The sequence below is a fragment of the Roseivirga sp. genome (assembly GCF_034669765.1).
Taxonomy (GTDB): domain Bacteria; phylum Bacteroidota; class Bacteroidia; order Cytophagales; family Cyclobacteriaceae; genus Roseivirga.
Genome location: NZ_JAXMOQ010000007.1, coordinates 150,847 through 177,630, shown reverse-complemented (window position 1 = coordinate 177,630; position 26,784 = coordinate 150,847). Strand labels below are relative to the sequence as shown.

The window sequence follows — 26,784 nt, the reverse complement described above, 5'->3', positions numbered from 1 at the left end:
TGACTGAATTCAAACATTGGCCGCTACCATTTGCAGGGAATCTAATTGTAAATAGACAGGAACCTTTCTACATTTAAACTCTGAAAAATCACTTTATGAACAATCTAAACAGAAATGCTATTGTAGGGCTAATCTTCATTTTGATTGGTACTGTATTTCTACTGGATAACCTCGATATCATCTCATGGCATTACAGGCGCTATATTTTCCAATGGGAGAATATTCTCATCATCATTGGCGCAGTACTTATTCTGAACAAGGAGAATGTAAAAACTGGTGGAATTTTAATGGGAATAGGGATTTTTCTGAATCTCGATGAATGGTTTAGTATTGACATTAATATTTTCGACTTATGGCCATTGGTTTTTGTGATTGCTGGCTTTGCCATTGTAAGCCGAAACCGAAACTCAACATCGGACGACAACTATAACACGACAACAGGAAATTTAGACGCTGATAAAATTAACGACACAGCAATCTTTGGCGGGGGAGATAAAATCGTCAACAGCAATAATTTCAGAGGAGGTTCACTCACTGCAATTTTTGGGGGCTCCAATATTGACCTTACCCAAGCCAAACTGGCCGATGGTAGACATGAAATTGATGTGTTTTATATGTTTGGTGGCTCTAAAATCCGTGTACCTCAAGATTGGAATGTACAGTTGAACGTCACCGGCATTTTTGGAGGAATGTCGGATAGAAGAAAGTTCATAGACCCGCAGGCAGATGGGACCAAAGAACTTGTAATCCGTGGAACTGCAATTTTTGGTGGGGCTGAGGTAACCAATTAATCGACACTTTGCTAACCCGACAATTAGGTTTAGTTATAAGGCGCACTATAAAATCTTTCTCTGGCGTCATATTTGTAAATGAAGTTCGAAAAAGCCTAAATTCGAACATGATCAAATCATTTGCTTTCACTGCTCTTTTATTCATCTCAATTAGTGCTTTTGCACAAATAGATGACACCGCTGTTGCCAACTTTGCCAAGTCATTCTCTGAAAAGAATAATGTACCAATTGAAGAAGTCAATGCCATTCTAAATAAGGCCACCTACCAAGCCGATATCATTGAGAAAATATCGAAGCCAGCCGAAGGTACAATGACCTGGGAGCGCTATCGCAAAATTTTTATTACTGACGAACGCATTAATGCAGGAGTAGAGTTTTGGAAAGAAAACAGCGAAACTTTAGCAAAAGTGAGTGCAGAAAGTGGCGTTCCAGAACATATCATCTTGGGAATTATCGGAGTGGAAACTTACTTCGGAAGAATTAAAGGAAGTTACAAAGTACTTGACGCGCTTTACACACTTTCTTTCGGCTATCCTAAACGCGCCAAATTTTTCACTTCGGAACTCGAAGCTTACCTGATACTGGCTACAGAAGAGAACCTCGACATTGAAACCACGAAAGGCTCTTATGCTGGCGCTATGGGTTACAGTCAGTTTATGCCTACTAGCTACCGGGCTTATGCCAAAAGCTTTGAGGATAACGGAACAAGAGATCTCATCAATTCTGCAGATGATGCTATTGCTTCGGTTGCCAATTACTTAAAAGTTCATCGTTGGGAAAAAGGCGAGCCTGTCACTTCAAAAGCTACTATGACTCGAAAAATAACGAAGCTGAACCCTCAAGCTTTAAAGCCAAAAAATAAAGTTTCTGATTATACCGCCATCGGTTTTGAACCAGCTGAAAAGCTAAATACTAGTATCCCTGCTACAATGATTATTCTAGAAAACGAAAGCGGAGAAGAGCATTGGTTTGGTATGAATAACTTCTATGTGATCACTCGTTATAACCACAGTCCACTTTATGCCATGGCCGTATATCAATTGGCAGAGGCTGTTAAAGCGAAGCGTATAAAGTAGAGCGTCTGTAAGGTCTTAATATTTGAGAGGATTAGAGTAGCATTACAAAGACAGTCAGCATTGCTGAATTTATCTTTTAGCTATTTTTCTAGACTTACAGTATAGTTTCCAGAAGTACCAGCAGCTACTGGGCCACCAGTATGCGTAAAGCTGAACTTAAAGCTGGTCAAGCTCAAATCCAATATGGTTACCTCTTCACCAGTATCTAGATTGATACTGCCACCCGTTTCGTTCGCCCAAGTCCAAGTGCCAGTGGCCTTGAATAAGTCACCCCCATTGGTGGTTGTATAGGTTCCATCAGTAAATGACATTGAGAAACCTACGTAATTCAAACTCACATCTTGGCCATCCAAAATGATTTGCCCATTAGTACCATAACTCCAGTCTCCTGCCAACTTCTCAAAAGCCAACTCATTAATTGTCTTCCCTATAGGGCTGTCTGACCCACAACCTATTAAAACCATCACAAGTAACACTAATACACTTAAGAACGGAATTCTCTTAATCTTCATGGTTTCCTTATTTTTTGATCATTACTTTTTTCCTTACAACTGATTTACCATCACTAAACTGAATAATGTAGATTCCGCTAGTGTAGCCAGAAACATCCAGTTGCAGCGTTTGCTCGGTAAAGGATTTCTTATTGAATAAAGAGAGCCCTGATGCATCAATAATATCAATATTAAGCTTAATGGCTCCGAGTTCCGACAAATCAATGTTCAATACTTTACTTGTTGGGTTAGGGAATATGCTAATGGCCTCTGCTATGATATTACCATCGTCAAACCCAGTTATTATGGCTCCATCCCCCGCTATATCCACCGAAACATTACCCGCATTGCTAATGAACTGGATCACTCCAGTGTAAGCCTTTACTTCCATTGGTTTAAAGCCTAATGTGATCGTTTTGCTTTCTCCGGCATTTATATTAACCTCAGCACCACCTCCAATAAACCCTTCTGGAAGTGATACACTGTTGACTATTAGTTCAGCTTCTCCGTCATTATGGATTGTAATTTCAAAGTTGCTTGTTAGCCCTAATGCCGTTTCTGGAATATCAATATTTGAAGTGATTCTAATCTGTGGTTCTGCCACATTGATGATAGTAATGGTGAACACTTTCTCGAAGATTCCGCCAAAACCATCGTCTGTATGGATGCGAATATTGTAGCTGGACTTGGCTTCAAAATCAAAAACTTCAGTGGCCAAAAGCTTATCTCCACTGATCGTAAAACTGGCATTGTCGGTATCGCCCATTCCTGATACTAGCGTATAAGTATGGATATCTCCATCAGCATCATTATTACTGATCACACCCACTTCGGCATTGACCGCATTGTTCTCTGAAATATTCGATGGCTCTACAACAAGCTCGGTCGCCACATAGTTGGTGCTATATGTGCCACTAGAAAAGGTAGTACTCATGGGGTTATTCGCTTGGTCAACAATACTACCATCACCTTTTACTCTTAAAAAAAACGCGCCTTGACCTTCAATGCTATTGACACTGATGTCATAGGTTTTTGCGTCTATCATGGTAATGGTATTTAAACTTCCTGTCACTGTGCCTGTTAATACCAATTCAAAATCAGTAAGGGCAACGCCTGTTACCGCCTCTGAAAAGAGGACTCTAAAGTTAGCCGTAGTGGTTCCTGCTGGAATTTGTAACGCGTCTGTTCTGCTTACACTGACTACATCGGGTGCAGTATTATCAAACTCTCTTACCAGGTCGGTAGCCGCCTGGTTAGCGTTGCCTGCCAAGTCGGTGGCTGTCGATGCCGCTAAGGCTACCGTTACTGTGCCAGCAGCCGTGGGAATCACATCTACTGTCCAAACTTTATTGGTTGTTACAATCGCGAAGTTAGTGGTCGTACCATTGGTAATTATTAAATCCTCGAGTGCAAAATCTATTACCGGCCCATCATAGGTGATTGTAACTGTAAATTTTCCTTTCACCTTACTTGCTGAAGTACTGCTAAGTGTTGGTACAGCAAGCTTTGTATCTACAGTTACTGATAACACGATACTTACTGTACTAACATTACCTGCTGTATCGGTAGCCTTCGCAGTTATACTATAAGTGCCGTCAGCTAAGGTAGTGCCACTGTGGTCAAAGCTGAAGTTACCAGCTCCTTTGGTATTAGTGGTACCGATGCTGGTACCGTCAATAAATAACTCTACCATACTACTAGGAGTTGCGGCACCATCAAACTGTAGCGTATTATCATTCGTGATTTTATCGGTGACATTCGCTCCGCTATCCGTTGTAATACGGGATACCGTTGGGGCAGCGGGCGCAGTCGTATCTACTGTTACTCCTACCGCAGTACTCGCTGCACTGACATTACCAGCGGTATCTTTTGCCTTAGCGGAGACACTAAAAGTACCATCCGTTAGTATGACGCCTGTGTGATCAAAACTGAAGTAACCCTCACCATTGGCGGAAGTACTGCCAATGCTTACACCTCCAATAAGTATTTCTACCACGCTATTGGCTTCAGCTGTACCATTAAACTTCAAGGTGGTGTCATTGGTGATTTTATCTGTGCTATCTACTCCGCTATCTGAGCTAATACTTGTGACCGCTGGGGCAGCGGGCGCGGTTGTATCTACTGTTACTGACAGGGCAGTACTGGCCACACTCTCATTGCCCGCGGCATCTTTCGACTTGGCCGTAACACTATAGGTACCATCGGCTAAGATCGTGCCGCTGTGGTCATAGCTGAAATTGCCCGAACCATCAGCGGTAGTCGTACCAATACTTGTTCCTCCAATAAATACTTCTACCGTGCTATTCGCCTCGGCTGTACCGTTAAAACTAAGCGTCTTATCATTAGTGACTTCGTCCGATCCATCTGCTCCGCTGTCAGCAGTAATGGCCGAAACCGCTGGGGCAGCGGGCGCGGTTGTATCTACTGTTACTGACAGGGCAGTACTGGCCACACTCTCATTGCCCGCGGCATCTTTCGCCTTGGCTGTTACACTATAGGTACCATCGGCTAAGATCGTGCCGCTGTGGTCATAGCTAAAATTGCCTGAACCATCAGCGGTAGTCGTACCGATGCTTGCTCCTCCAATAAATACTTCTACCGTGCTATTCACCTCGGCTGTACCATTGAAACTAAGCGTCTTATCATTAGTGACTTCGTCCGACCCATCTGCTCCACTGTCTGTAGATATCGTAGCAATGCTTGGGGCGACTGGCACATTGCCATCTACAACAAGTGCCTTGTTAGCGCCCAATGATTTAGCTTCAGCGGGGCTGGCCAAAGTCAGTATCGCAGCAATGTCAGCACCATCCTTTATGGTGCCTGAATTAAGCTCCAAAGAAGTGGTAGCTACATAGTCTAAATCGGTAGTAACATCACCTGCTTGCACCGTGTAGTTAAAGGTGAGCGTGGCAGTACCTGAGCCTGAGGCATAATCTGCCTTGCGGTCGGTGGCACCTGTTTCTAAGGTTAATTGTGGCGTGCCCGTCACGGTCACGGCTTTATCAAAGGTAATGGTGATCGGAATAACATCTCCTACCTTAAAATTACCATTTGCCGCAGTACTCGTCACATTAGTCACTACTGGGGAAAGAGCATATACACGCACATGGCCTGAATTAGCACCATTGCCAGCATTTAAATAGGCTCCTATGGCCACTGTTTTACCATCTGCACTTAGGCTGACTGATTGATCCAATCGACCTGATTGATCACCCTCTGCTTCTCCGTCAATATCTGCGCCCACCTGCACCCAAGCGGATCCATTGTACTTATAAATACGAACATGACCTGAAGTATCACCATTACCATCATTTCCCCAAGCTCCAATGGCCACCGTCTTACCATCATCACTCAGGCTGACTGAACTACCTGATTGATCATCAGCCGCCTCGCCATCAATATCTCCGCCCAACTGTACCCAAGTGGATCCATTGTACCCATAAACACGAACATGACCTGAATTAGCACCATTGTCACCATTGTAATTTGCTCCTATCGCCACCGTTTTGCCATCGGCACTCAGTCTGACTGATCGGCCTGAGTAATCACCAGCTGATTCTCCGTCAATGTCTCCACCCAACTGTACCCAAGCGGCTCCATTGTAGCCATAAATACGGGCATGACCTGAATCAGCTCCATTGCCATCATTGAAAGTTGCACCGATAGCTACTGTCTTGCCATCAGCGCTCAAGCTCACTGAAAAGCCTGAGTTATCACTAACCGCTTCTCCGTCAATATCTCCACCCAACTGTACCCAAGCGGCTCCATTGTACCCATAAATACGAACATGGCCTGAGTTTAATCCATTACCATCATTGCTATTAGCCCCCATGGCCACCGTTTTACCATCAGCACTAAGGCTCACTGAAAAACCTGATTGATCACCAGCCACTTCGCCATCAATATCTGCGCCCAATTGTACCCAAGCTGCACCATTGTAGCTATAAATACGAACATGTCCTGAAGCATTACCGTTACCATCATTTCCCCAGGCTCCAATGGCCACAGTTTTTCCATCTGCACTTAGGCTGACTGATCTGCCTGATTCATCATCAGCAGCTTCGCCATCAATATCTGCTCCCAATTGTGCCCAAGCAGCTCCATTGTAGCTATAAATACGAACTTGACCTGAATTAGCTCCATTGCCATCATTTTGATGTGCTCCTATCGCCACCGTTTTACCATCTGCACTCAGACTCACTGATCTGCCTGAGTAATCACCAGCCGCTTCCCCGTCAATATCTAAACCTAGCTGTTGGGTAATTTCTGAGCCTGTTAAGCCATTTTTCGGGAAAACATAAATTTTTAGGTCTTGTGTAGCTATCGCATTGCCATTATTGGCTGTCACGGTCAGCTCATATATGTTGTCGGTATTGGCATCTGCAGGAGAAGACCAGCTAGACAATACGGCAAAAGTGAGTAAACCCGTATTGGTATTGATACTAAAATCTGCCACATCGGTGCCGCTTAAGCTGTAGGTCACATTGGCATCTGTTGCCCCGCATGCACCATCATTGGCATTGACATCTAATACCGTAGTGGCAATCGTAGTCCCCTCCTCTACCACTGCCGAATTGGCGGATTCAAACTCTGGTGTAGCAACTAACTCATATACCGGTATATAGACCAAAGAATTGCCATTATCCTCATCGTTTAATCCTGATCCATAAAGAATATTTTTTTCGTCTTCAAGATTTGAAGAGTTAAAGTCAAATGGGGAGTCATTATCCACTTCTAAATGAGGTGCGTTAGCCGAAGATTGACTACCATAAAAACTTTCAATATTTACCGCAAAGGAACTTTGAACGGATGCATCGTTTTTAGAAAAAAGAAAAGCGGCATCTGACTGTTGAGCGGAAAGTTGATGCCCTGAAGCTATCGCTAAAAAAAATAGTACTAATAATAAGCTGAAAGGAGATTCAAGGACTTTTTCATTCGTGTCAAAAAAAAACATCATCATAAGGAACGTGACTTATTGGTTCAAACTATATGAATAAAGTAACAGATTAAGCATGCTAAATTCTATACATTTCATTTCAATTATGTTATTGGGAGAACAATAGTAAGACGCCACACTTAGCGTTACAACAAATCACCCAATAAAATCCTAAATATCAGTAAATAAAATATTTTTTATCAAAAAAAAAAACAACAATAAATAATCTAACCATATATTAAAGGCAATAAAAGATCAAATAACATATCTGGTTAAACGAAAAGCCCAATCACTCTATTGAGCAATGGGGCTTTTTTATCTTAATTGCGCTTACTGCCCTACAAAGAAAATTGAGTTGGCAACAAACAGCTTTCCGTTCTGCCAGAAGGCACGAAATAGTGGGTTATCGGCCATGTATACAATAGATCCTCTGCCGTAGCTTTCCACACCAAATACGACAGATTTGGCTAATCTTTCTTTGGCCTTATCTCCAGCTACGCCACTCACGTAAGACTCCACTCCTTCGATAATTCCAACATTGCCTCCACCAGCCAAGTAAGCATAACGGCTACTATTGTTTTTTAAGGTGAAGTAATAATCAGGATATCCGAAAGCGAGCGGGTTAGTATTGTCCACTTTCAACTTAAAGATTGCACCCGGCAAACGAGAGCTGGCGAAAAGATCACTTCTGTCGGCATAAGGCGTTAAAGCCTCTTTTTCCTTTTCTTCATCCGTTTTCTTATTGGCGTCCTTCTCGTCAGAATCAGTAGCGTAGGTTTTCAAACTGAAACCATCTTTTCCTGCAAAAGTATTTATAGATCGTTCGATGGCAATGATTTTTCCACCTCCACGTACCCAACTTTTTACGTCATCCATTCTGTTACCTCCCAAAGCACTTCCGTAAGAACCGCTTGGCAATACCAAGGTGTTGTAGTTGTCTAGGTTGATGCGTCCAAAATCGCTAACATCAACCATAGTGATTGGGTAGTTCAACTCTTGTTCCATGAAATACCAGAACTCACCAAAACCAAGTGAAGAAACACCATCTCCTCTTAAGACCAAGATTTTAGGCGCGTCCAAAAATTTCACTCCATTCGAGCCAAAGTCTTTACCCGTTTTCACAAAAGTAGTTGGGGTCGAAGTAAGGTTTCTGTCGTAAGTTTTTGCGGCACTTTTCACAATGTCGTCAAACTTACTGCCCATGTGCATGTTCCCTTTTCTGGTAATGATTAGTGTCCCAGGTGCATAAGAGTTACCTGCCACAGAAAAAGATTCTTCTGCAAATCTTAATTTGATGTCGTTTTTAAGCAAATGCCCTAAGAACTTAGCATCTTCTAACGTTTCCCATTTCAACAAATAAGCCGCTGGCTTGCTACCAACATTCACCTGTCCCTGTGGTTTGGTGTATTTAGCTGGCTTCACATCCATTTTGGTTTCAGTAGCATAAGCGTCTAATCCCATCATGTAAGGCACAGCCCAAGCGGTAATATCATAAGTATCGGAAGTGCTGGCAAAAGTATTTGGTTCAAAGAAGGCTTGAACCAAAACAGCCTTAGGTTGAAAAGCACTAATGATGATATCGCCATTCTGAACACCTGCATTTTCATTTTTACCCGTGAAGTAATTGAATGAAGACACTGCTTTGCTAGAAGAACCAATCCCGTAAACTATTTTTTGACTGTCTAAAAAGTCAGTTAATTTCTTCAGTTTGTCTGGGTGGTTTGTTCCTCTAACGATGTAAGTTTTATACTTTGCTTTAGGGTTGCTCACCCCTTTATTAAAGAAACTAGCAAACTCATCCACCATTTTTTCGCTGTATTTCGAAGCGGTTTCTACAGTAGACATTCCAGTGGTATAATGATGAGCAATCGCATCTTCCAACTTCAAAGTATCTCCTTCATCTGTAAGAATAGCCAAGTCGCTACTTCCCTGCTCGTAAGTCATACCAATAGCTCCGTTGAACATTGGATAAGAGTCACCGTAGCTTGGGTATAGCATATCGAAGCTTTCTTTGGTGAAAAATAACCAACCGTTCTCGTCAAAATACTTGGCGTGGTTTTTACCAATAATGTCTTGAAAATCTCTTTGCCATTGCGTTACCTGATCGTGAACTGGTTCTGCTGCTGGCGCAAAATAATAGGGACTGTTGCTCCCTTGCTCATGGAAATCCACATGGATGTGCGGCATAATAGTGTTGTAGAATTTCATGCGTTGCTGAGATTCTACTTGAGTCTGCCATGCCCAGTCTCTATTCAAATCGAACAAATAATGATTTGCTCTTCCACCTGGCCAAGGCTCATTATGTTCTGCTGCCTCTGGGCTAGGGTTAGGCGTAGTTCCTGCCACCTGATTGATCCAGTTAGAGTAACGATCGCGACCATCAGGGTTGATGCAAGGATCAAAAATCACCACCGTATTTTTCAACCACTCTTTTGAGGTGGTGTTGTCAGGCCTTGCAATTTCATAGAGGGTTTTCATGGCCGTTTCTGTAGAATTGGCTTCGTTACCATGCACGTTATAGCTCATCCATACAATCCCGATTTTCTTTCCAGAAGGCTCGCCTTCCATCAGTTTTGCTCTTTTTAAGTTGTCCGTACGAATGGTTTCCCAGTTGTCAATATTTTCTTGAGATGAAACTATGGCGGCTACTAAAGGACGTAGCTCATTGGTTTGGCCGTACTGATGAATCTTTGTATTGCTCAATTGATTGGTGACGTACTCATAGTAGTCTACCACTTTATAATTGGGTGTAAATCTTGTACCCAATTTATATCCCAAGAATTCATCTGGGCTTTTTAGTGTTTGGGCTTGGGTTCCAAAGCTGAATGCCAGAATCAAAAGGCAGAGAAGTAATTTTTTCATAGAGGTTGAATTATTAGCGAGGAATTTACGGCTATTTAGTTTGTTGCCAAACTTGATTTTTCTGATCGGTCAAATGAGCTTACTTCACCTCAACCACTTTAAGCTTATAAAAAGTAATCAAGTCGGGTTCTTCTTCTAGCTTGCTAATGTCCTGATGCGCCCAAAGAAAGCCCTTATTATCTGCCATATCGAAATGTGACACCTTATCAGGAAGTCTAAGTTCATCATTCATTCTAAGTCCATTTTTTATGATCAGATGTTTCTGTGGGTCTGCCTTCATCAAGCGCTCCCTAAAATCAGGAGAGTCTCGATCAAGTGCCTCAATATCTGAAAGCTTCATTCCTGAAGAGTAGACAATCACTTCAAAATCACCAAGCTTATAAACTCGCTCAATACTTCCGCTTTTGTCGCTAGGGCCACTTTCTCTTTGTTCTTTAAGGCCTATAGGCCCCATTGAAAAACCTTTAAATAATATGAATTCATCAAAAGGTATCTTCGTTTCACCAACTATTTCACCACTTGGCAATTCCACCTTGTACATTGTGGTGTCTCCTTTAAAAGCATAATAAAGAAAGTTACCCTTCACGTCTAGCTCCGGTTTCAGAAAGTAAAAAGCCTTGCCACTTGTTACAAACCTGCTATCGCTCGCTAATTTTCCTACAGGTTTATAGATTTCCTTATCCATACTTTCGGTTGTTAAGCTTTGTTCTTTGGCCAAATAGGGATCTATGAGTGTCATTATTTTACGGTCTTGGTAATATTCTGCGTTTTTATCACTGAACTCAGTTTGTGGCCCCATGTAGGCGACTAGCCGATTATGATCAATCCCTTTTATTTCAAACAAATGATTAAAACCCATGTAAACCATTCCGCCATGAGTAAAATCGGGTTTCATTGATTCCCTTAGATTAAAATCCATGTCATAGGTTTTAACTGTCATAAAGCCCATCAACGCTATACCATCTTCATAAAATTCACCAGAGAGTATATAATCCCCCACAGCTTGAGGATCTCCAGTTGGTCGATCCATCTTTTTTAGCACCACCCCTTCAGGACTTAAAACATAGGCTACTGGTGGGTTGGGCTGAATGGCTAAAAGCTCACCGGTTTGATCATTTACATCCGCGATGGACAGGCCTGAAGAGAGAAGGTTAACTTGGACGGAGTCTACAATTTGTAGTTCATAATTAGCAGCAACCTCTGCCACTTTTTCATTAGAACTACCACAGCTAAAGAGCAAGCTAAAAGCCGATACGAATAAAAAGTAAAGCGAGTATTTTTTCATAAAGTCAATTTCAACTTCGGAAATTAACTTATTTTCCACCTAAAGAAAAATAAATATAGATCGCAACCCATACACTCATTCACCAGCCTCTAATAAAATTGCTCGGGAGTACTTTCCATTATCGCCTGAGCCAAAAAGTAAACGAGTTTCAGACATTTCTTCTAGTTCCAATAGGTAATACTGAGATGCAAAATGATCTCCACTCGCCTCGCCTCTACTGTGCTCTATTATAAACTTGCCTGTGGCTTCATCATAAAAGTACTTTACCGTGGCTACTTGTTCGTCAGGCTCGGGCCAATAACAGCCTAAATCACCCAAAGTCACTTCAACTTCTTGGGCATCGGCTTTGAAAATGTAGACATCATCTCTATAGCAATCATTGAAATCACTCAATTCATTATTACTGTAGTTGGTATAATATGCAGTAACTCGCCAAGATTTTTCAGTATCACCATATACCATTTTTAGTTGCTCGGATGTAAACTTGATTTTTGGAGAATCATCATCGTTTTTACAACCCGTCAAAACAATGATTGAAAGTATAATGGCCAAGAAGTATTTAGGTGCTTGCATAAAGGCTTCAAATTTACGCAGTCGTTACCAAAGGCTGTGCCATAAACCTCACAATTGTAATTTTTTTAACAGAGAATTATTATGCCTAAACACCAAATTAAAATTCCTTGACCAAATGATCCCTGTTCAAAAAAGTAAGCCTAATTTTGAGTGCTAAAACCCACAACTGTGAACCGCTATTTCATCGCTATTCTTCCTTCTGAACCTTTGGCCTCTGAGATCATAAAAGTCAAACAGTATTTCGTGGAAGCCTATGGAAGCAAGGGTGCTTTGAGGTCGCCAGCACACCTTACTTTACACATGCCTTTTCAATGGAAAGAGAAGAAAGAAACCAAACTGATTGATTTACTTACGCAGACAACTAATGTAAACCCTTTTAAAATAGAGCTTGATGGTTTTGGCGCTTTCCCCCCTAAAGCAATTTTCATTAAGAATAAGCCTTGTGCCGAATTAAGCGCATTTCAGGAACAGCTCACCCGTTTTACTTGGCGCGAAATGAAGCTCTTTAACCCAACACATAACCGTGGTTTTCATCCGCACATAACCGTGGCTTTTCGAGATTTAAAGAAAGAAGGCTTTTATAAAGCCTGGCCAACGTTTGAACACAAGAATTTTGAGGGTGAAATTGAAGCTAATTCTTTCTGGCTGCTGAAACACGATGGCAAACAATGGCATCCGTTTCACGAATTTGTTTTCAAACCTGAAAATTAATTTCCGAAGGGAAGCACATATAAATAGACTGCTGCAAAATGAAATGCAGTTCCACCCATGACAAAGAGGTGCCAAATGGCATGATGGTATTTTAGTTTGCGCATCAGGTAAAAAATCACGCCTGCAGTGTAACACAATCCGCCATAGAGCAACAGGTTTACAGCATCGGGTGAGATTAATTCTGACAATCGAGAGAACAGGGTAAAGCCCAACCAACCCATTCCCAAATAAGAAATTAGTGAAAGCGCTTCGAGTTTACCTGTAAAGAAAATCTTGAAAATAGTGCCAACAAAGGCAATCGCCCAAACCGCTATAAGCACATTAATTCCCAAAGCTTCTTCACGCAGCACCACCCAGCAAAACGGAGTAAAAGTACCTGCGATTAAAACGTAAATGGCAATGTGATCTAGCTTCTTATATAATGATTTCCGTTGTTGGGATTTAACACTGTGATAGGCCGTTGAAGCGGCATAAAGCAAAACCATGCTCAGGCCAAAGACCAAAAAACCAACCTGTTTTTCAGTCGCATCCGCTGGAGTTTTCAGTAGTAATAACGCAGTTCCAATAATTGCCAAAAGAGCCGCAATTCCATGCGTCCATGCATTGGCCAGCTCCTCTTCTGGAGAATAGGCTTCTCCCTTATTTTTCATCTGGAAGTATTAACTGTGTGCCGCAAAATTTACAGTAGTGCGAGACGGCTTCATGCCCAGTTTGATGGCAGTTCGGGCACTTTACTTTCTTCCTTTCCGCATTGTCCTTGGTCAGTTCTGCCGTCACAATTCCTGTAGGCACGGCAATAATCGCATAACCCATAATCATAATGAACGAAGCCAATGACTGACCAATGACGGTTTGCGGGGCAATATCTCCATAACCTACCGTGGTGAGTGTTACAATGGCCCAATACATACTCACCGGAATACTGGTAAAGCCATTTTCGCCTCCTTCAATCATATACATGGCCGTTCCAGTAATCATTACTACCGTGAGTACAGAACCTAAAAACACCGTGATTTTATGCCGACTTGCCTTTAAAGCCCTGGCCAATTGTTCGCCTTCACCCACAAAGCGGCCTAGTTTTAAAATTCTAAAAACCCTGAGTAATCTTAATGCTCGAATGATAAGGAGGTACTGAGTTCCGGTAAAAACTAAGCTGATATAAGCAGGTAATACTGCCAACAAATCAATGATTCCGTAAAAGCTAAAGGCATATTTTCTAGGCGTTTCCGAAACGTATAAGCGTAGAATAAACTCAATGGAGAAGCCAATGGTGAGTACCCACTCTGCTATTTTAAAAAGCTGACCATAATGATCGTTGAGTGACTTAACACTTTCCAAAATTACTGCCAATACGCTAATTACAATGGCCCAAAGCAAAGCCACATCAAAGGCCTTACCCGCAGGGGTATCGGCTTCAAAAATTATGATGTAGATCCTTTTCCTCAGGCGTTTGTGCATACTCAAAAGTAGCAATTATTTGGAGATTCATGTATTATCAAGGGAATGCCGTCAGGTTTTTGAAAACCTAGTGAGTGTACCTGTATTGAAGTCTACCCATTACTCGCATGCCTTGAGGCCAATGCCAATCGTGGATCATGAATAAATGGAAGCTTTTGCATGTCTACAACTTCTAGGCTGAAAAAATCGAATTCCTCTACCACCTTGCCTGTAATTTCATAAATTCCTTTTCCTCTGAAAGGATGCTTTGCTGCTACTGGCGGAAAGTGCGTACTGTCTACAAAATAGCCTTCGCGGTCAATCCAAGTACCAAATTGCATTCGTTTTCCACCCGAAGTGGTGGTGCTTTTTACATGGATTAAGTAGCCCACCATTCTCACCAGCTTGTTTTTATGCTGCTCCATTTGTCTTGCCATTACTTCTTTGTGTGGCTGCTCTTTTAACAAATGGAAAGGATTACAAAGTGGAAAACCGAGCAACTCAATTTGATCGAAAGCATCTTCCAACAGATCATAGTTGAGTTCAGGTAATTTATAGTGTTTTACTTCTGGGTCGAAAAGCATTTTGGTTGGCTTGGTTTTTTTCTGCTGCCCTAGTTTCAGGTAAGCCTCCCAAAGCAATTCCTTTTTGGTGTAGCCCGTAAAACGAAAAGCATTGATTCGGATAAGCAAACTCAGCTGGTCGAGTGAAATTTGCACCCTTTTTAAAAAATGATCGAAGCTCATAAACACTCCGTTCCTTTGCCTTTCTGTGAGCACTTCCTGTACCGTGTTTTGCTCTAGCGCTCCAATAAATGCCAAACCCATAAAAATTGTATTGCCATAAATGGTGCAGAGTTGTTCACTTTGGTTTACACAAGGCGCTTGAATATCGGCACCGTGCATAAAAGCCTCGTGCGCATACAACTCCACACTGTAAAATCCTCCTCCGTTGTTCATAGTGGCCACCATATATTCCCTCGGATAATAGGCTTTCAGAAAAAGGCTTTGATAACTTTCGACCGCATAGCTGGCCGAATGCCCTTTGGCAAAAGCATAGCCCGCAAAGCTTTCAATTTGTCTCCAAATTTCTGCTGCCAACTGATGAGAATGGCCTTTGGCCGCGCAGTTTTCAAAATACTTATCGCGTACACTTTGAAATTCTTCTCTAGAACGGTATTTCCCCGACATGCCCCTGCGCAATACATCGGCTTCCGCCAAAGTAAGGTCGGCAAAGTAATGCGCCACTTTAATTACATCTTCTTGGTACACCATTACACCAAAGGTTTCTGGCATAATGCTCAGCATGGTGGGGTGGGCTTCTTTTCGTTTTTCGGGGTCGCGAAAGCGCAGAATGTATTGGCGCATCATACCTGATTTGGCCACCCCAGGCCGAATGACAGAACTGGCCGCTACCAAGCCCAAATATTCTTCCACCCTCAGTTTTTTGAGCAGCATGCGCATGGCGGGCGACTCTACATAAAAGCAACCAATGGCCTGTCCTTCGCGCAGCATGGCTTTGATTTTTGGGTCTTTTTTAAACTGAGCAATATTATGAATGTCAAAATTCGGGTCGTCAGGATGGTTTCTGGAAATGATTGACAAACTCTCCTTGATCTTTCCCAAACCGCGCTGACTCAGAATATCGAATTTATATAGGCCTACATCTTCAGCCACTACCATATCGAAATGAGTGGTAGGAAAACCCTTAGGGGGAAGATAGGTGGCAGTATAATAATGGATAGGCTTTTCCGAAATTAGGATTCCGCCTGCGTGAATACTCAGATGGCTGGGGAAATTCTCGATGTAATTTCCATAGCGCAAAACCAGCAAATGTAGCTCGTCCAAGTCCTCCACTTTAGCGGATTGGATATGATCAATTTCGTGTGGAGGCACACCGAGTACTTTGCCCAGTTCACGCACAATGGCCTTGAACTGAAAAGTACTATAGGTCGCCAGTAAGGCTGCATTTTTAAATTCCGAAAAGATGAAACTGGTGATGTCTTCTCTGTCTTTCCAAGAGAAATCAATATCGAAATCAGGTGGATTTTTCCTGTAAAGGTTGATGAAACGCTCGAAATAAAGATCGAGTTCTATGGGGTCTACATCGGTAATGCGCAGCAAATACGCCACCACAGAATTGGCACCACTGCCCCGCCCCACATAGAAATAGTCTTTGCTTCTGGCATACTGACAAATGCGCCAATTGATCAGAAAATAAGACATAAAACCTTGTTGCTTGATCACCTCCAGTTCGGTTTGAATACGGTCTAGAACTTTCTGGGTAGACTGCGGATAACGATAGTTAAAACCTTCTTTGCAAAGCCTTTCCAACATTTGATAATCCGCCTCGGGGCTACCGCAATAAGTGCGCTGATTCTTATTCAGGTTTTCCCCTTCAAAATCAAAATGGATACTGCATTCAGCCAATAGCTTTTCGGTATTGGTGACCATATAGGGATGATCGCGATACAATTTCTTTAATTCATCCACAGGGCGAATGAAATCCTCCGCGCTGCCTTCTTCTGCCTTGGGTAGTTTGCTCAGCAGTGTATTGTTATCGATGGCCCGCAACAAACGATGGGCATTAAAGTCCTTTTTCAGAACAACTCTTTCTCCCGTTTCCTTATCAATTTTACTTCTGAATGTGACCGTTGGCAACATTACCAGTTTGCTCTTCTCCATCTGATGTGGTGGATAGACCAGCTTAATTAAATCAGCAGGTTTTATACCAATAAATTCATCTTCGCGAAGCGAAAAATGGGTGTATTTCTGAAAAGGGTACACCACAAAAGCATACTGAAAAGCTGGAGCTCTGGACGGAATACATTCGCCCGAATGAAGAAACCGAGAGAGGTAATCATTGAGTTCTTTAAAACCCTCGTTGTTTTTGGCAACCGCCACAAACAATTGATCTGCTCCATTTCTGAAGTCAATTCCCAAAACTGGTTTAACTCCATATTTTGGTGCCATTCGCACAAAATTGAGACTGGCAGCTGTGCTATTAATATCGGTTAAGGCAAAAGTGTGTATCCCTGCCCGCTGCATTTGAGCAAGCAGTTCGGCTGTTTTAACAGTACCGTATTTAAAGCTGAAATAGGAATGGGTGTTGAGGTACATTTATTGTTTTCTAGCTAAAGCCTTGAAAACAAAAATACTAATTATTTTAGCGCACTAAAATAATTAGCTAAATGCCTGACGAAAGGTTATTAATTGGATAAACCCAAACTGGAAAAATCTATTTTTTTATCATCACTAGTAAAAAGCACACCATCGCCACCAGGAGTTAATAATCTGAAAGATCTTTCGCTGGTAGCATAGTAATGAATATTGCCATCAAAGTACTTCCAAATTTTTTCAACATTCATACCCTTTCTAAGTTCGGATATTTCTTTTGGTACTCTATTTTCAACTAAATAGAATTCCTTAATCGCCCCGGCCAAACTAGAAGCCGCCCGAGCATCCGCCTTTCCTCTTTGAAAAGTAAGTCTGTAAATTAAAGTGTCTGAAGAAATAAATTTATCATCCAATAAATTTACTTCATATAGTAATTTAACCTGATTTTCTCTAATCTGACTATCTGAAATTGACAACGCCTCTTTTATCAACCCATATTGAAACTCTTTCAAGCCAATATCTCTATCCTTCCCCCAGCCGATTAATCCACTCAATATTGCCCCAATCAATCCAAACAGTCCTGCTTGAAGCAAAAAACCCATAATGCCTAACTTTATTTGACTCTTTATCTATACTGCTTTTCATACATAAAGTGTTTTATGTTAGACACTTAACTTTAAGTTAACGCTACCGCGTTTTCGAATAAAAATTTAATACTGGAATATCTATTGCAATGAAGAACTGAAATCGTAGTAGTGAACTTTGTACATCTATTTTTGGTAACGTTAGATCTTCAGGAGTCAGCTCTACTTTCCTCAATTGTGGAGAATATTGAGCCCCAGCGCCAAAAGAAATAGGCGCCTTTGGTACACCATAAACTAAATAGAGCCCAGGAGCAAAAATATTTTCTAGCTTGATCTCTGGCAATTCAGACACTGATGCCATAGTGGAATTACCATTGGCATCTTTAATAGCTACCGAATCAGCTACATTAAATCTAAAGCTTGCCAACGCACCAATATCAATTAGAGAAGCAAAAGCGGAAAAAGAGGAGTACTTGTTTTTTATACTCTTTCGCCCAACACTTATACTAATGCCTACAGGGGTTGATAATCCAAAACCACCACTAAATTCATTTTTCAGTCCAATCGGACCGTCATTCAATTTTTCACGACTAAAGGCCGGACCAACATAAGCATTAAGCGCTAGATTGAATACAGTCTTCTTCTTAATCGAAGAGCTACCAGCGGGAAGAGCCACCGCTGCAATCATATTCTTCACTTCTTCCGAGTTTTGTGCCTCGGCAATACCTGCCGCAAGGTTTCCGTACTTCATTATTAATTGAGGTAGCTTCCCCAGCTTAGCCTCTAAAGAGACTATTTCTGATTTTAAAGTATCTGGAATTTTAAGCGTTTCTAAGGACTTAATAAGTTCGTTTAAATCAGGCATGTTACCCGAAGCCAAAGACTCGTAGTGTTTTTCTAAAACAGAAGCGTCTATGCTATCTCCTAAAGCATCAATCGCTTCCAATAAACCTTTCAGTTGCCTCTTAAAATCAATGATAAAGGCACTCTTTGCCGTCACTTCTCCTGAGGGTTTCTTTTTAATTTTTCGCAAGTCTTTCACTAAATCATCGACACTATTAATCGATGCATTATATTTAGCAAGATCATTGACAAAACCCTCAGAAAGGATTGTGCTAAGGTCAAGTACTGCAGGGAAGTATTTCTTTTGAGTAATATTCAGATACAAACCCCCTGACGTTCTGGCGATTGAAAGAAAATCTTTAATTTCCGCCTCTTGCTCAACCCCTATAAGTTCAGATAATTTATCAACACCTCTGAACTGCATTGCTTGCTCCATGAGGTCTAATGCTGCACTATAGAACTGAAAGTGGTTTTCATAATTTTTACTATCACTTTGGTTTAATGCTTTAACAGACTTTAGGGCTTCATCCACACGCTGTGCGTTCGCGGCAATCTCTGATATATAATTTCCTAATGCCTCTTTTTTTAATTCTGTTGTATGAACATCATCTAAAACTGTTCTAAAAGACAAGTCATCCTTGAATTCAATACCATCTGCCTTTTGGTAAACGAGTCCCAAATAGATTTTAAAGGCAACCTTGTCCTTAACCAGCAATGCCACTGAATCTGAAGGCACCCAATACCTTTCCTTCTGCTTTGACCTCAATGATTGGGAAATCAAATCTATACTTTCAAGAGATGGCTTATAATATTTTATGGGTGCGGTTGTTTTTGCTTCATTCTTTAGTCTCGTTATAACATCTCCGGGGTGTTTCCCAGATTGAAGATCTTCAGCAATAAGCAGCGCATCATTTAAAACAAACTTTACAGTAGGGTTTAAGTCGAAATATTTGTCGAGTTCCGATGAGTTTATCAGTCTTCTCAGGTTGGGTATTATGGTTTTGAGATCCTGAGTAAATGTCTCTCTCAACATATTGAGATAAGCAGAAATGTTATAGATCTCCTGATCAATGCTTTGGAGTAAGTCGTGAGTCTTAGGAAACATTATATTCAGTTCCTCAATTGAGTCCAATTCACTCTTAAACTTCTCGAAAAAGGTAGCCGTAAGTTCTTCTTTGGTTCGCTCCACTAGAAATTTAGCTAGGCCATCTGCAAAGTTGGTGACATTGATGCCACCAATCCCACCCAATAAGTCTGATTCTATTTTATTGAAATTCGATGAACTTTGAGCATTCAACGGAGCCACTCTGAAAAAAGGATTATTACCAAATACGTCAGAAACTTTAGATGGATCTTCAGTATCTAAATATTTAGCTAGAATTTCAGATGCTCGTTTATTAGCGGTATCCGTTACTGGAAAAAAAAGTATGCCATTTCGCTCTATGAACTTCAGTTTTTTCAAATCTAAAGCATCGTAATAGGGCATTTGCGCCTTAAGTGTTAAAGGTAAAAATAGTAATATCGCTAACAGTAAAATTACGCATTGTTTCATGAGTTGATCATTTCTAAGGCTAATAATGGGTTTATAATTTTTATGTTTTGAACAGAAGAATCACTACTGTCAATTAACATCTGTTTTAACTGGTCGGATTTAAAATCAGCATTTAATTGTCTAGCTCTTTGAAGCAGCAGGCAAGCAATGCCCGCAACAAAAGGAGTTGCTTGGCTCGATCCAGAAAGTGCCCTGTATGCGTTATTTGGATAAGTAGATAAAATATCTTTACCTGGTGCAAATAGCTCTGTGTAATTGGTATTGATAGAGTCTGAAAGAGGCTCTTGGCTTTCTGTACAACCACCTATAGAAATTGTAGAGTCAAACTTAGCTGGATAGAGCACATCGCTACCTGAAGCACCTGTCCTGTTGCCTGCCGCACATATCACAAGAATGGATTTAGCTGCGGCTTCCTCAATCGCTTTCCGAATATCAGTATTTAGCTTTTCCACCCCATTACTAATTGAAATAATATCCAAGTCAAGATCAATGGCTTTTCTTATTGCGTTAGCCATATATTGTGGCTGATCTCCATCAACATCATCGGTTATTTTCATAAAGAAAAAATCAGCATCAAAAGCTATCCCCTTAGTGCCAAAGCCATTGCTAGTCGACTTTATTATTCCGCTAACATGAGTGCCATGACCAGTGTAGTCATTAATATTTCCACTTTGTGTACAATCAAATAGCTGATTTGTTGATATTATTAGATCTGTATGAGGTAGGTCGATACCGGAATCAAGTATACCTACCTTTATCCCTTTTCCAGTAAGGCCTTGACCCCATAATTCATGAAGGTGGTAATCTCTGTGCCACCAAAAATTTGAGTCTTGATATAACCTATTTGAAATACCTAGCTCATTGATTTGGCTAAAGCCTCCACTCCATAAATAGTCTCCATTCTTGTCTTGATACCAAGTACCGTTGCCGTTAATTACTTGGGCATTGGTGTTAATTACATTAATCACCTCAACCTCAAAGCCAGGATACAAAATTCCCTTTTTATTACCCGACTTGATCCAAGGTTCGTTTGCTCTTATGTGTACTTCTTGTGTTGCTTTGACTGTCATTATCCTACAGGTTGAGGTTTTATGATTTTGCTTTGATTTTGCTGAGTGGTATTTCTAAGCTTATTAACTCTGCTGATCACATCATACCAAAATGGGGCTCCAAAAGAAATGGCCAAAACAGACAAAGCCATTCCAAAAAGAGCCCATAGCATTCTTAAGCCGCGCTCTTCGTAATAAGCCCAGCCCTGAGGCCATCCAAGCCCAAGCAAATTAATAGACCCCTCTAAGCTCCCACTGTAGAATTGAGTCAATTTTTCTTGAAGCGTGTCGACACCTTTTTTCTCTTCCCCCTCTTTTGGATTAGTTTTAAAGTATTCAGATGCTGAGTTTGCAAATTGAATTCTGAGTTGTTCATTTTGAGAAAGTGTTTCGTAGATTCTTACAGTATCAATATTAAATAACAGCACAAGTATCACACTGGTAATCAGAGTTACTTTTTTAATCTCTCGACTGAACCAATCTTTCATTCGATCACCTTGTTCATCGAACCAGCTTTCAAGCTTGTTCTGAAACTCTTTTATATCTTCACTGGCCTCTTTTGAGAAAGTCTTAATTAGACCAAGTGTTTCTGAGCCCTCAGGATTCTTAAAATTATCTTTGCCCACCTTATCTATGGACTGAGTTATTGTATAATTATCAAAATTTGACTCCCGCCCTACCTTTTTGGAGTCACCTCCAGTTCTTAGAACATCCATCAATACTTTAGAGAACTTATCGCTACTCAAATTAGAAAACCCCTTATTCCCATTTTCTGAAAGTCCCTTAATTAAGGGGTGTTCAAAAAAGAACTTCGATAAGCCTTGACCTTCTGAATCATCTAACAATTTGACAATACCTTTCTTAAGGTTTTTAGCTCTCAAGTCCATCTTTGAGGAAGCGTACTCCACCAAAAGCGTTACGAGAGTGCTGAATAAGAAGAACAGAAAGGAAAAACCTAGGACTATATCTAATATTTGTGAGTTGATCATGATCTATTGGTTTAGATAAAATGCTTCGTCTTTCTCTTGCCTTGTTAAAGTGACTATCTTAGTTGAGGTCATATCTTCTATGAATTATTCCACCCAGAACCCTAGGTTTGGAGCAAAGACTCTAACACATTAACTGATTGCTGTCCGTAAACCCCATCAATGGTCAGCCTGTTATTGGCTTGCAGCAGACGCAAAGCATCTTCGGTTTTTTGCCCGAAAACGCCATCGGGGTCTCCGCAAGGACAATGCAGTTGATTTAGAAGTTCTTGCAGCTTCATTACCTCTGAACCTCTGCTTCCTTTTTTCAATACAGGCTTGGGTATGGATAATTTCTTTTGTGCCTCAACCCTTCTAAAGCCTAGCACTTTTTGGGCATCATAGGCCGCTACTGATACGCTGTTAGCTTGATTTCCTCCTAGGCAAAAAACTTTATCTCCCTTTGGAGAAAAGCCTAAGAAAAAACCGACATGTCCTTTCCATGAGTGAACACTTTCTCTCCAAAATACCACAATATCTCCAGGCAATGGATCATTAACTTTCGTGCCTACCTGCATCCACGATCTGGCATTCGCTTTACCACTTTTTATATAACCCAGGCGATGGCAACAGAAATTAACAAATATACTGCACCACGGAGTTTCATCATCTTTAATGGTTTCGAAGCCTGAATCTTGGGCGTATTGCAGTATTTTTTTCTCATGCTCCGACCCTGGAATCTCACTTACACCCAATTCTTCAAAAGCTATTTTCAACAACTGACTCATACTTAACTCTAGTTATATATGATGAAGTAAGTAATTAAAAGCCTTATGAGAAATACCCACAAATAGGTATTTAAACACATAACTCAATGACAAAGAGCTGTTTATAAGATTATCTCCTCCTATTCGGCAACAGCGGAGGTGGTTCGCCATTAAAAGGATTAAAACGGCTGATGGTCCGAGCTTCCATACCGGCTGCGCGCATGACCACTCTATCTCCATATTTGTCGCGCATTTTGTCCATGGCATGATAAAGGTTGAGTTGCTCTTCTATATCTTCAAAAAGGTTAATCTGGTAACTTCCTTCTACCAAATGGCTAAACCTGACGCCAATCAGTCTGACTAAAAGTCGTTTATGGTAGAGTTTATTAAACAACTCCAGCACCTTAGCAATCAACACATGGTCTGCGGAAGTATATGGAATTCGGGACTGTAGTGTATAAGTGTTGAAATCGGAATAACGCACTTTGACAGTAACGCAAGAAGTAAGTTTTTGTCCCCTGCGCAACTGAAAGGCAAGGTTTTCAGCCATGGCCAGGAGTATACCTTTGAGTTTAATCACATCAATGGTATCTCGGTCAAAAGTTCTTTCGGTAGAAATTGACTTGCGTTCGTTGTAAGGCATCACAGGCGAATTGTCTAACGCCTGGGCTTTCTTCCAAATGCTCACTCCATTTTTACCCAGTACTTTTTCCATCAGTTCCATGGGCATTTCCTGAATGGTTCTGATCTGCTTTACCCCCAAACTGTACAGTGTCTGCTGCGTTTTTTCGCCCACCATAGGAATTTTACTGATGGAAAGCGGGGCAATAAAGGGCATTTCATAGCCCAAATCGACCTTTATTTGGTTGTTGGGTTTTGCCTCGCCCGTAGCTATTTTAGAAATGGTTTTGTTCTTCGATAAGCCGAAAGAAATAGGCAGCCCTGTTTCTTTGGTAATCCTTTTCCGCAGTTCCGAAGCCATGAGATAACTATTGAAAAACTTATCCAAACCTGTTAAATCAGCATAAAACTCATCGATAGAGGATTTCTCATAAAGTGGAACCGTCTCTTTTATAATCTTCGTCACATCCTCAGAATAGTTGGTATAAGTGGCAGAATTGCCTCGAATTTGAATGGCATCGGGACAAAGTTCTTTGGCCCGTTTCATAGGCATGGCCGAATGCACACCATAAGCACGTGCTTCATAACTACAGGCAGCCACCACCCCACGATCGGTAACTCCCCCAATAAGCACAGGTTTACCAATAAGCCTACTATCGAGCAGGCGTTCAACAGACACAAAAAATGTATCCATATCGAGATGAAGGATTGTTTTTTCCAATTCAGTAGTCTTTCCAAAAGCCAACGTAAATCTAATAATTTTAGTTAACTAAAATTATTAGATTTTTTAATTATAAATACTAAAGTAGTTAAGGGTTATTAGTTATGAGGAAGTAGACTAGGGGCGCGAGATGTCATCATGAGTTTATTTTGTGTTGAATATCATTACTGTAAGTACTGTAATTCGATTCAAAATAAATCGGAGGGGCGAGGCTATTATTGGGATTTAAAATAACCGAGTTCATTATTTAAGTTTTTTACCAGAACCTTAAATAAGACGTCTATGTCATAGAATATAAAAAGCCCCGATTTATGTAAAACCGAGGCCTTTTAGTGATCCCGACAAGAGTTATCAACTGATTGATTAACAGTTAAATATAAGAAAATTGGGTGACATTATGGGTAACATTATTATTCTCTCTTTTTACCAGTCCAAAAAAAATTAAGCTCCCAATAATTGAAATTCCTTAAGTTGCTTAGGCGTAATTGTTGGTGCAGAAACTACTTTTTTAATAACCTCTTTAACATCTGCCTCATCCAAAAATCCCAAATGATTATCGAAGTTATCATTAAAGCATTCTTTAATTCTATCACATGAAAGTCTAGTTATTTGGCTACAATTTACCAAACTATCATGCTTCAGAAACCCATTTTTACTTTTGAAAATATAGTGTTGTAAATCTTTAAAAACAGAATCATTTTGCATTAACCCGTTGTTTCTAGGGGTATTAATACAGACTGATCCAATAAAATCTCCAGATGGATTTTTCCCAAGTATTACTAGATACTTGACACTGCCACCTTGTTTAAATAGGTTACTGATTTTAATTACAGACCCACGTATAATTCTTTGTTCAATTAACTTTTCTTTATCGTTGTTCCCTAATAAATCCAGTAAAGATGGCATCTCAGGGAATTCAGAATTAATCTACAAAATGATTATTTTCGAGAGAAAGGGTTAGATATTCTAATGCAGCATTTGAGGCACCACCAGCTTCAGCAATTTCTTTCAGTTCCATAATTCTTAGACCAGATCTATTGGTGGCTCTATTCCATGCATCATCATGGGACTCATTGACAAGTTTAGGAGTAGGATAATTTCTAAAAGTATGGAGAGAATAATCAAGTGCCTCAATCATCGAGGGAGATAATTCATCCATATCTGGTTCAGCCAAAGGAGTTACAGTATATTTTTCAACCTTGAAAGAATCATCAAAACCTGAAAGAATATTATTGGACTTTTTGCCCAAGGACTTAAAGGTGTCATAGATAGTAGTTGGTACTGGCCCATTTGGTAACGCACAGTAATCATCATCCAGAATTGGCCTACCATATTTGGCCAAGTGGTATCTTTCGGCTAAATAAAGCAACTTGAAAGCTCGTAAGTAACCATCTACACCTATATCATTATAGATGTATAAAAGTACTGATCTTGCTCTCTCCGAGTCCATTGGGTAAGTTTTTATGGATTATTTAAAAACGCTGCAAAGGTACATAGTGAATATACAATATACAACAATCGTGCAGTTTTACAATTTATTATCAAATCAACCCTTTCTCAACCCTCAAAAGAACCTTTGTAGACTTGCTTCGCCAGCTTGAAACTCCCCCATGATGAGAGCAATCCCACGGCTACTAGTGATTGAGCTCGTTACCGCCTCCGCCTACTTCAAAAGAATTTTGCTAGCATACCAAGTTTTATCATCAAACTGAATTTTATACCACTTCTTTTATGTAAAATTTAATCAAATCGTATGGAAAATCCCTTTGAAGTAATTATTGAAAAATTAGAATCAATTGAACGCTTACTTAAACAAAACAAAGGAGGTGATGAAGTTACAGTTACTGACAAGGAAATAATGAACGCGATAGAGCTTGCGGATTATCTATCTATTTCAATGAGTCAACTTTATAAGCTAACCCATAACATGGAAATACCATTTTATAAGCCAACTGGAAAACACCTGTATTTCAAAAAATCAGACATCATTGAATGGGTAACAAAATTCAGAATAAAAACGGATTATGAACTAGAGCAAGAAGCCGCCAATCATATGCGGAAAATAAGAAGGCCAAGGCTCTAAATTGGTCGATTTTTAGTTAAAACCCCTTATTTGAATAGTGCCAGCTATACTAAAACGATCGTTTTAGCATATTTTAATTTAATATTATCCTTTGATAAAAATAAATGGTGTTGTCACTTCTAGCAAAAATATTAGATTGTACCATCAAAAATAGGCTTAGCACGTCTGAAACACTTAATCAAAACCCAGAACAAATTGCGAGAGATCGAATTGACCACATGCTCAAAGAGTCAGGATGGCTTGTTCAATCGGAAGGTTACGGGCCTGTTGTGGAGTTATTAGAGAGGATCAAAAGGAAGAAAAACAGAATACATAAACCTT

The 26,784-nt window shown here is 40.5% G+C and carries 20 protein-coding genes; 4 read left to right on the top strand and 16 right to left on the bottom strand.

The window, feature by feature from the left end:
- Positions 1-95: 95 nt before the first annotated feature.
- Positions 96-791, top strand: coding sequence for a LiaI-LiaF-like domain-containing protein (locus VOI17_RS14845; protein ID WP_323758013.1), 696 nt, complete (start codon positions 96-98; stop codon positions 789-791).
- A gap of 107 nt (positions 792-898) precedes the next feature.
- On the top strand, positions 899-1,867 hold the full coding sequence (gene mltB, locus VOI17_RS14840; RefSeq protein ID WP_323758012.1) for a lytic murein transglycosylase B: 969 nt from the start codon (positions 899-901) through the stop codon (positions 1,865-1,867).
- Between the two features lie 80 nt (positions 1,868-1,947).
- Here the strand turns inward: mltB and VOI17_RS14835 are convergent, their stop codons facing one another.
- From VOI17_RS14835 to VOI17_RS14815, 5 genes are all read right to left on the bottom strand, one after another.
- Positions 1,948-2,379, bottom strand: a complete 432-nt coding sequence (locus VOI17_RS14835) for a hypothetical protein (protein WP_323758011.1) — start codon at positions 2,377-2,379, stop codon at positions 1,948-1,950.
- A gap of 7 nt (positions 2,380-2,386) precedes the next feature.
- Positions 2,387-7,318 carry an Ig-like domain-containing protein gene (locus VOI17_RS14830; RefSeq protein WP_323758010.1) on the bottom strand — a complete coding sequence of 1,644 codons (4,932 nt, stop codon included), beginning with the start codon at positions 7,316-7,318 and terminating at the stop codon, positions 2,387-2,389.
- A gap of 306 nt (positions 7,319-7,624) precedes the next feature.
- Positions 7,625-10,156 carry a M14 family metallopeptidase gene (locus VOI17_RS14825; protein WP_323758009.1) on the bottom strand — a complete coding sequence of 844 codons (2,532 nt, stop codon included), beginning with the start codon at positions 10,154-10,156 and terminating at the stop codon, positions 7,625-7,627.
- A gap of 79 nt (positions 10,157-10,235) precedes the next feature.
- Complete coding sequence (locus VOI17_RS14820) at positions 10,236-11,441, bottom strand: hypothetical protein (RefSeq protein ID WP_323758008.1); 1,206 nt, start codon at positions 11,439-11,441, stop codon at positions 10,236-10,238.
- Positions 11,442-11,516: 75 nt separating this feature from the next.
- Positions 11,517-12,014, bottom strand: a complete 498-nt coding sequence (locus tag VOI17_RS14815; protein WP_323758007.1) for a hypothetical protein — start codon at positions 12,012-12,014, stop codon at positions 11,517-11,519.
- 168 nt (positions 12,015-12,182) lie between these two features.
- On the opposite strand from VOI17_RS14815, the gene VOI17_RS14810 reads away from it, so the two are divergent.
- Positions 12,183-12,725 (top strand): 2'-5' RNA ligase family protein, encoded by a 543-nt coding sequence (locus VOI17_RS14810; protein ID WP_323758006.1) that lies wholly within the window; start codon positions 12,183-12,185, stop codon positions 12,723-12,725.
- On the opposite strand, the gene trhA is transcribed toward VOI17_RS14810, so the two are convergent.
- From trhA to VOI17_RS14755, 11 genes are all read right to left on the bottom strand, one after another.
- Positions 12,722-13,375, bottom strand: a complete 654-nt coding sequence (gene trhA, locus VOI17_RS14805; RefSeq protein WP_323758005.1) for a PAQR family membrane homeostasis protein TrhA — start codon at positions 13,373-13,375, stop codon at positions 12,722-12,724. The two genes, VOI17_RS14810 and trhA, sit on opposite strands and share 4 nt — an antisense overlap.
- Positions 13,365-14,183: an ion transporter gene (locus VOI17_RS14800; protein WP_323758004.1), complete on the bottom strand. Its 819-nt coding sequence runs from the start codon at positions 14,181-14,183 to the stop codon at positions 13,365-13,367. Before VOI17_RS14800 ends, trhA begins: the two co-directional genes overlap by 11 nt.
- Positions 14,184-14,275: 92 nt before the next feature.
- Positions 14,276-17,281, bottom strand: coding sequence for a DNA polymerase III subunit alpha (locus VOI17_RS14795; protein WP_323758003.1), 3,006 nt, complete (start codon positions 17,279-17,281; stop codon positions 14,276-14,278).
- Between the two features lie 89 nt (positions 17,282-17,370).
- Positions 17,371-17,880 (bottom strand): hypothetical protein, encoded by a 510-nt coding sequence (locus VOI17_RS14790; RefSeq protein ID WP_323758002.1) that lies wholly within the window; start codon positions 17,878-17,880, stop codon positions 17,371-17,373.
- Positions 17,881-17,965: 85 nt separating this feature from the next.
- Positions 17,966-20,257, bottom strand: coding sequence for a hypothetical protein (locus tag VOI17_RS14785; RefSeq protein WP_323758001.1), 2,292 nt, complete (start codon positions 20,255-20,257; stop codon positions 17,966-17,968).
- Positions 20,254-21,327 carry a S8 family peptidase gene (locus VOI17_RS14780; protein ID WP_323758000.1) on the bottom strand — a complete coding sequence of 358 codons (1,074 nt, stop codon included), beginning with the start codon at positions 21,325-21,327 and terminating at the stop codon, positions 20,254-20,256. The genes VOI17_RS14785 and VOI17_RS14780 overlap by 4 nt, the downstream gene beginning before the upstream one ends.
- Positions 21,327-22,295, bottom strand: a complete 969-nt coding sequence (locus VOI17_RS14775) for a hypothetical protein (RefSeq protein WP_323757999.1) — start codon at positions 22,293-22,295, stop codon at positions 21,327-21,329. The genes VOI17_RS14780 and VOI17_RS14775 overlap by 1 nt, the downstream gene beginning before the upstream one ends.
- Before the next feature lie 101 nt (positions 22,296-22,396).
- Positions 22,397-23,059, bottom strand: coding sequence for a TIGR02594 family protein (locus VOI17_RS14770; RefSeq protein WP_323757998.1), 663 nt, complete (start codon positions 23,057-23,059; stop codon positions 22,397-22,399).
- A 109-nt stretch (positions 23,060-23,168) separates the two neighbouring features.
- On the bottom strand, positions 23,169-24,380 hold the full coding sequence (gene dinB / locus VOI17_RS14765; protein WP_323757997.1) for a DNA polymerase IV: 1,212 nt from the start codon (positions 24,378-24,380) through the stop codon (positions 23,169-23,171).
- 441 nt (positions 24,381-24,821) lie between these two features.
- On the bottom strand, positions 24,822-25,286 hold the full coding sequence (locus VOI17_RS14760) for a hypothetical protein (protein ID WP_323757996.1): 465 nt from the start codon (positions 25,284-25,286) through the stop codon (positions 24,822-24,824).
- A 16-nt stretch (positions 25,287-25,302) separates the two neighbouring features.
- Positions 25,303-25,830: a Panacea domain-containing protein gene (locus tag VOI17_RS14755; protein WP_323757995.1), complete on the bottom strand. Its 528-nt coding sequence runs from the start codon at positions 25,828-25,830 to the stop codon at positions 25,303-25,305.
- 303 nt (positions 25,831-26,133) lie between these two features.
- On the opposite strand from VOI17_RS14755, the gene VOI17_RS14750 reads away from it, so the two are divergent.
- The gene (locus tag VOI17_RS14750; RefSeq protein ID WP_323757994.1) at positions 26,134-26,463 is read left to right on the top strand and encodes a helix-turn-helix domain-containing protein; all 330 of its coding nucleotides are present in this window, start codon (positions 26,134-26,136) and stop codon (positions 26,461-26,463) included.
- Positions 26,464-26,784: the final 321 nt, after the last annotated feature.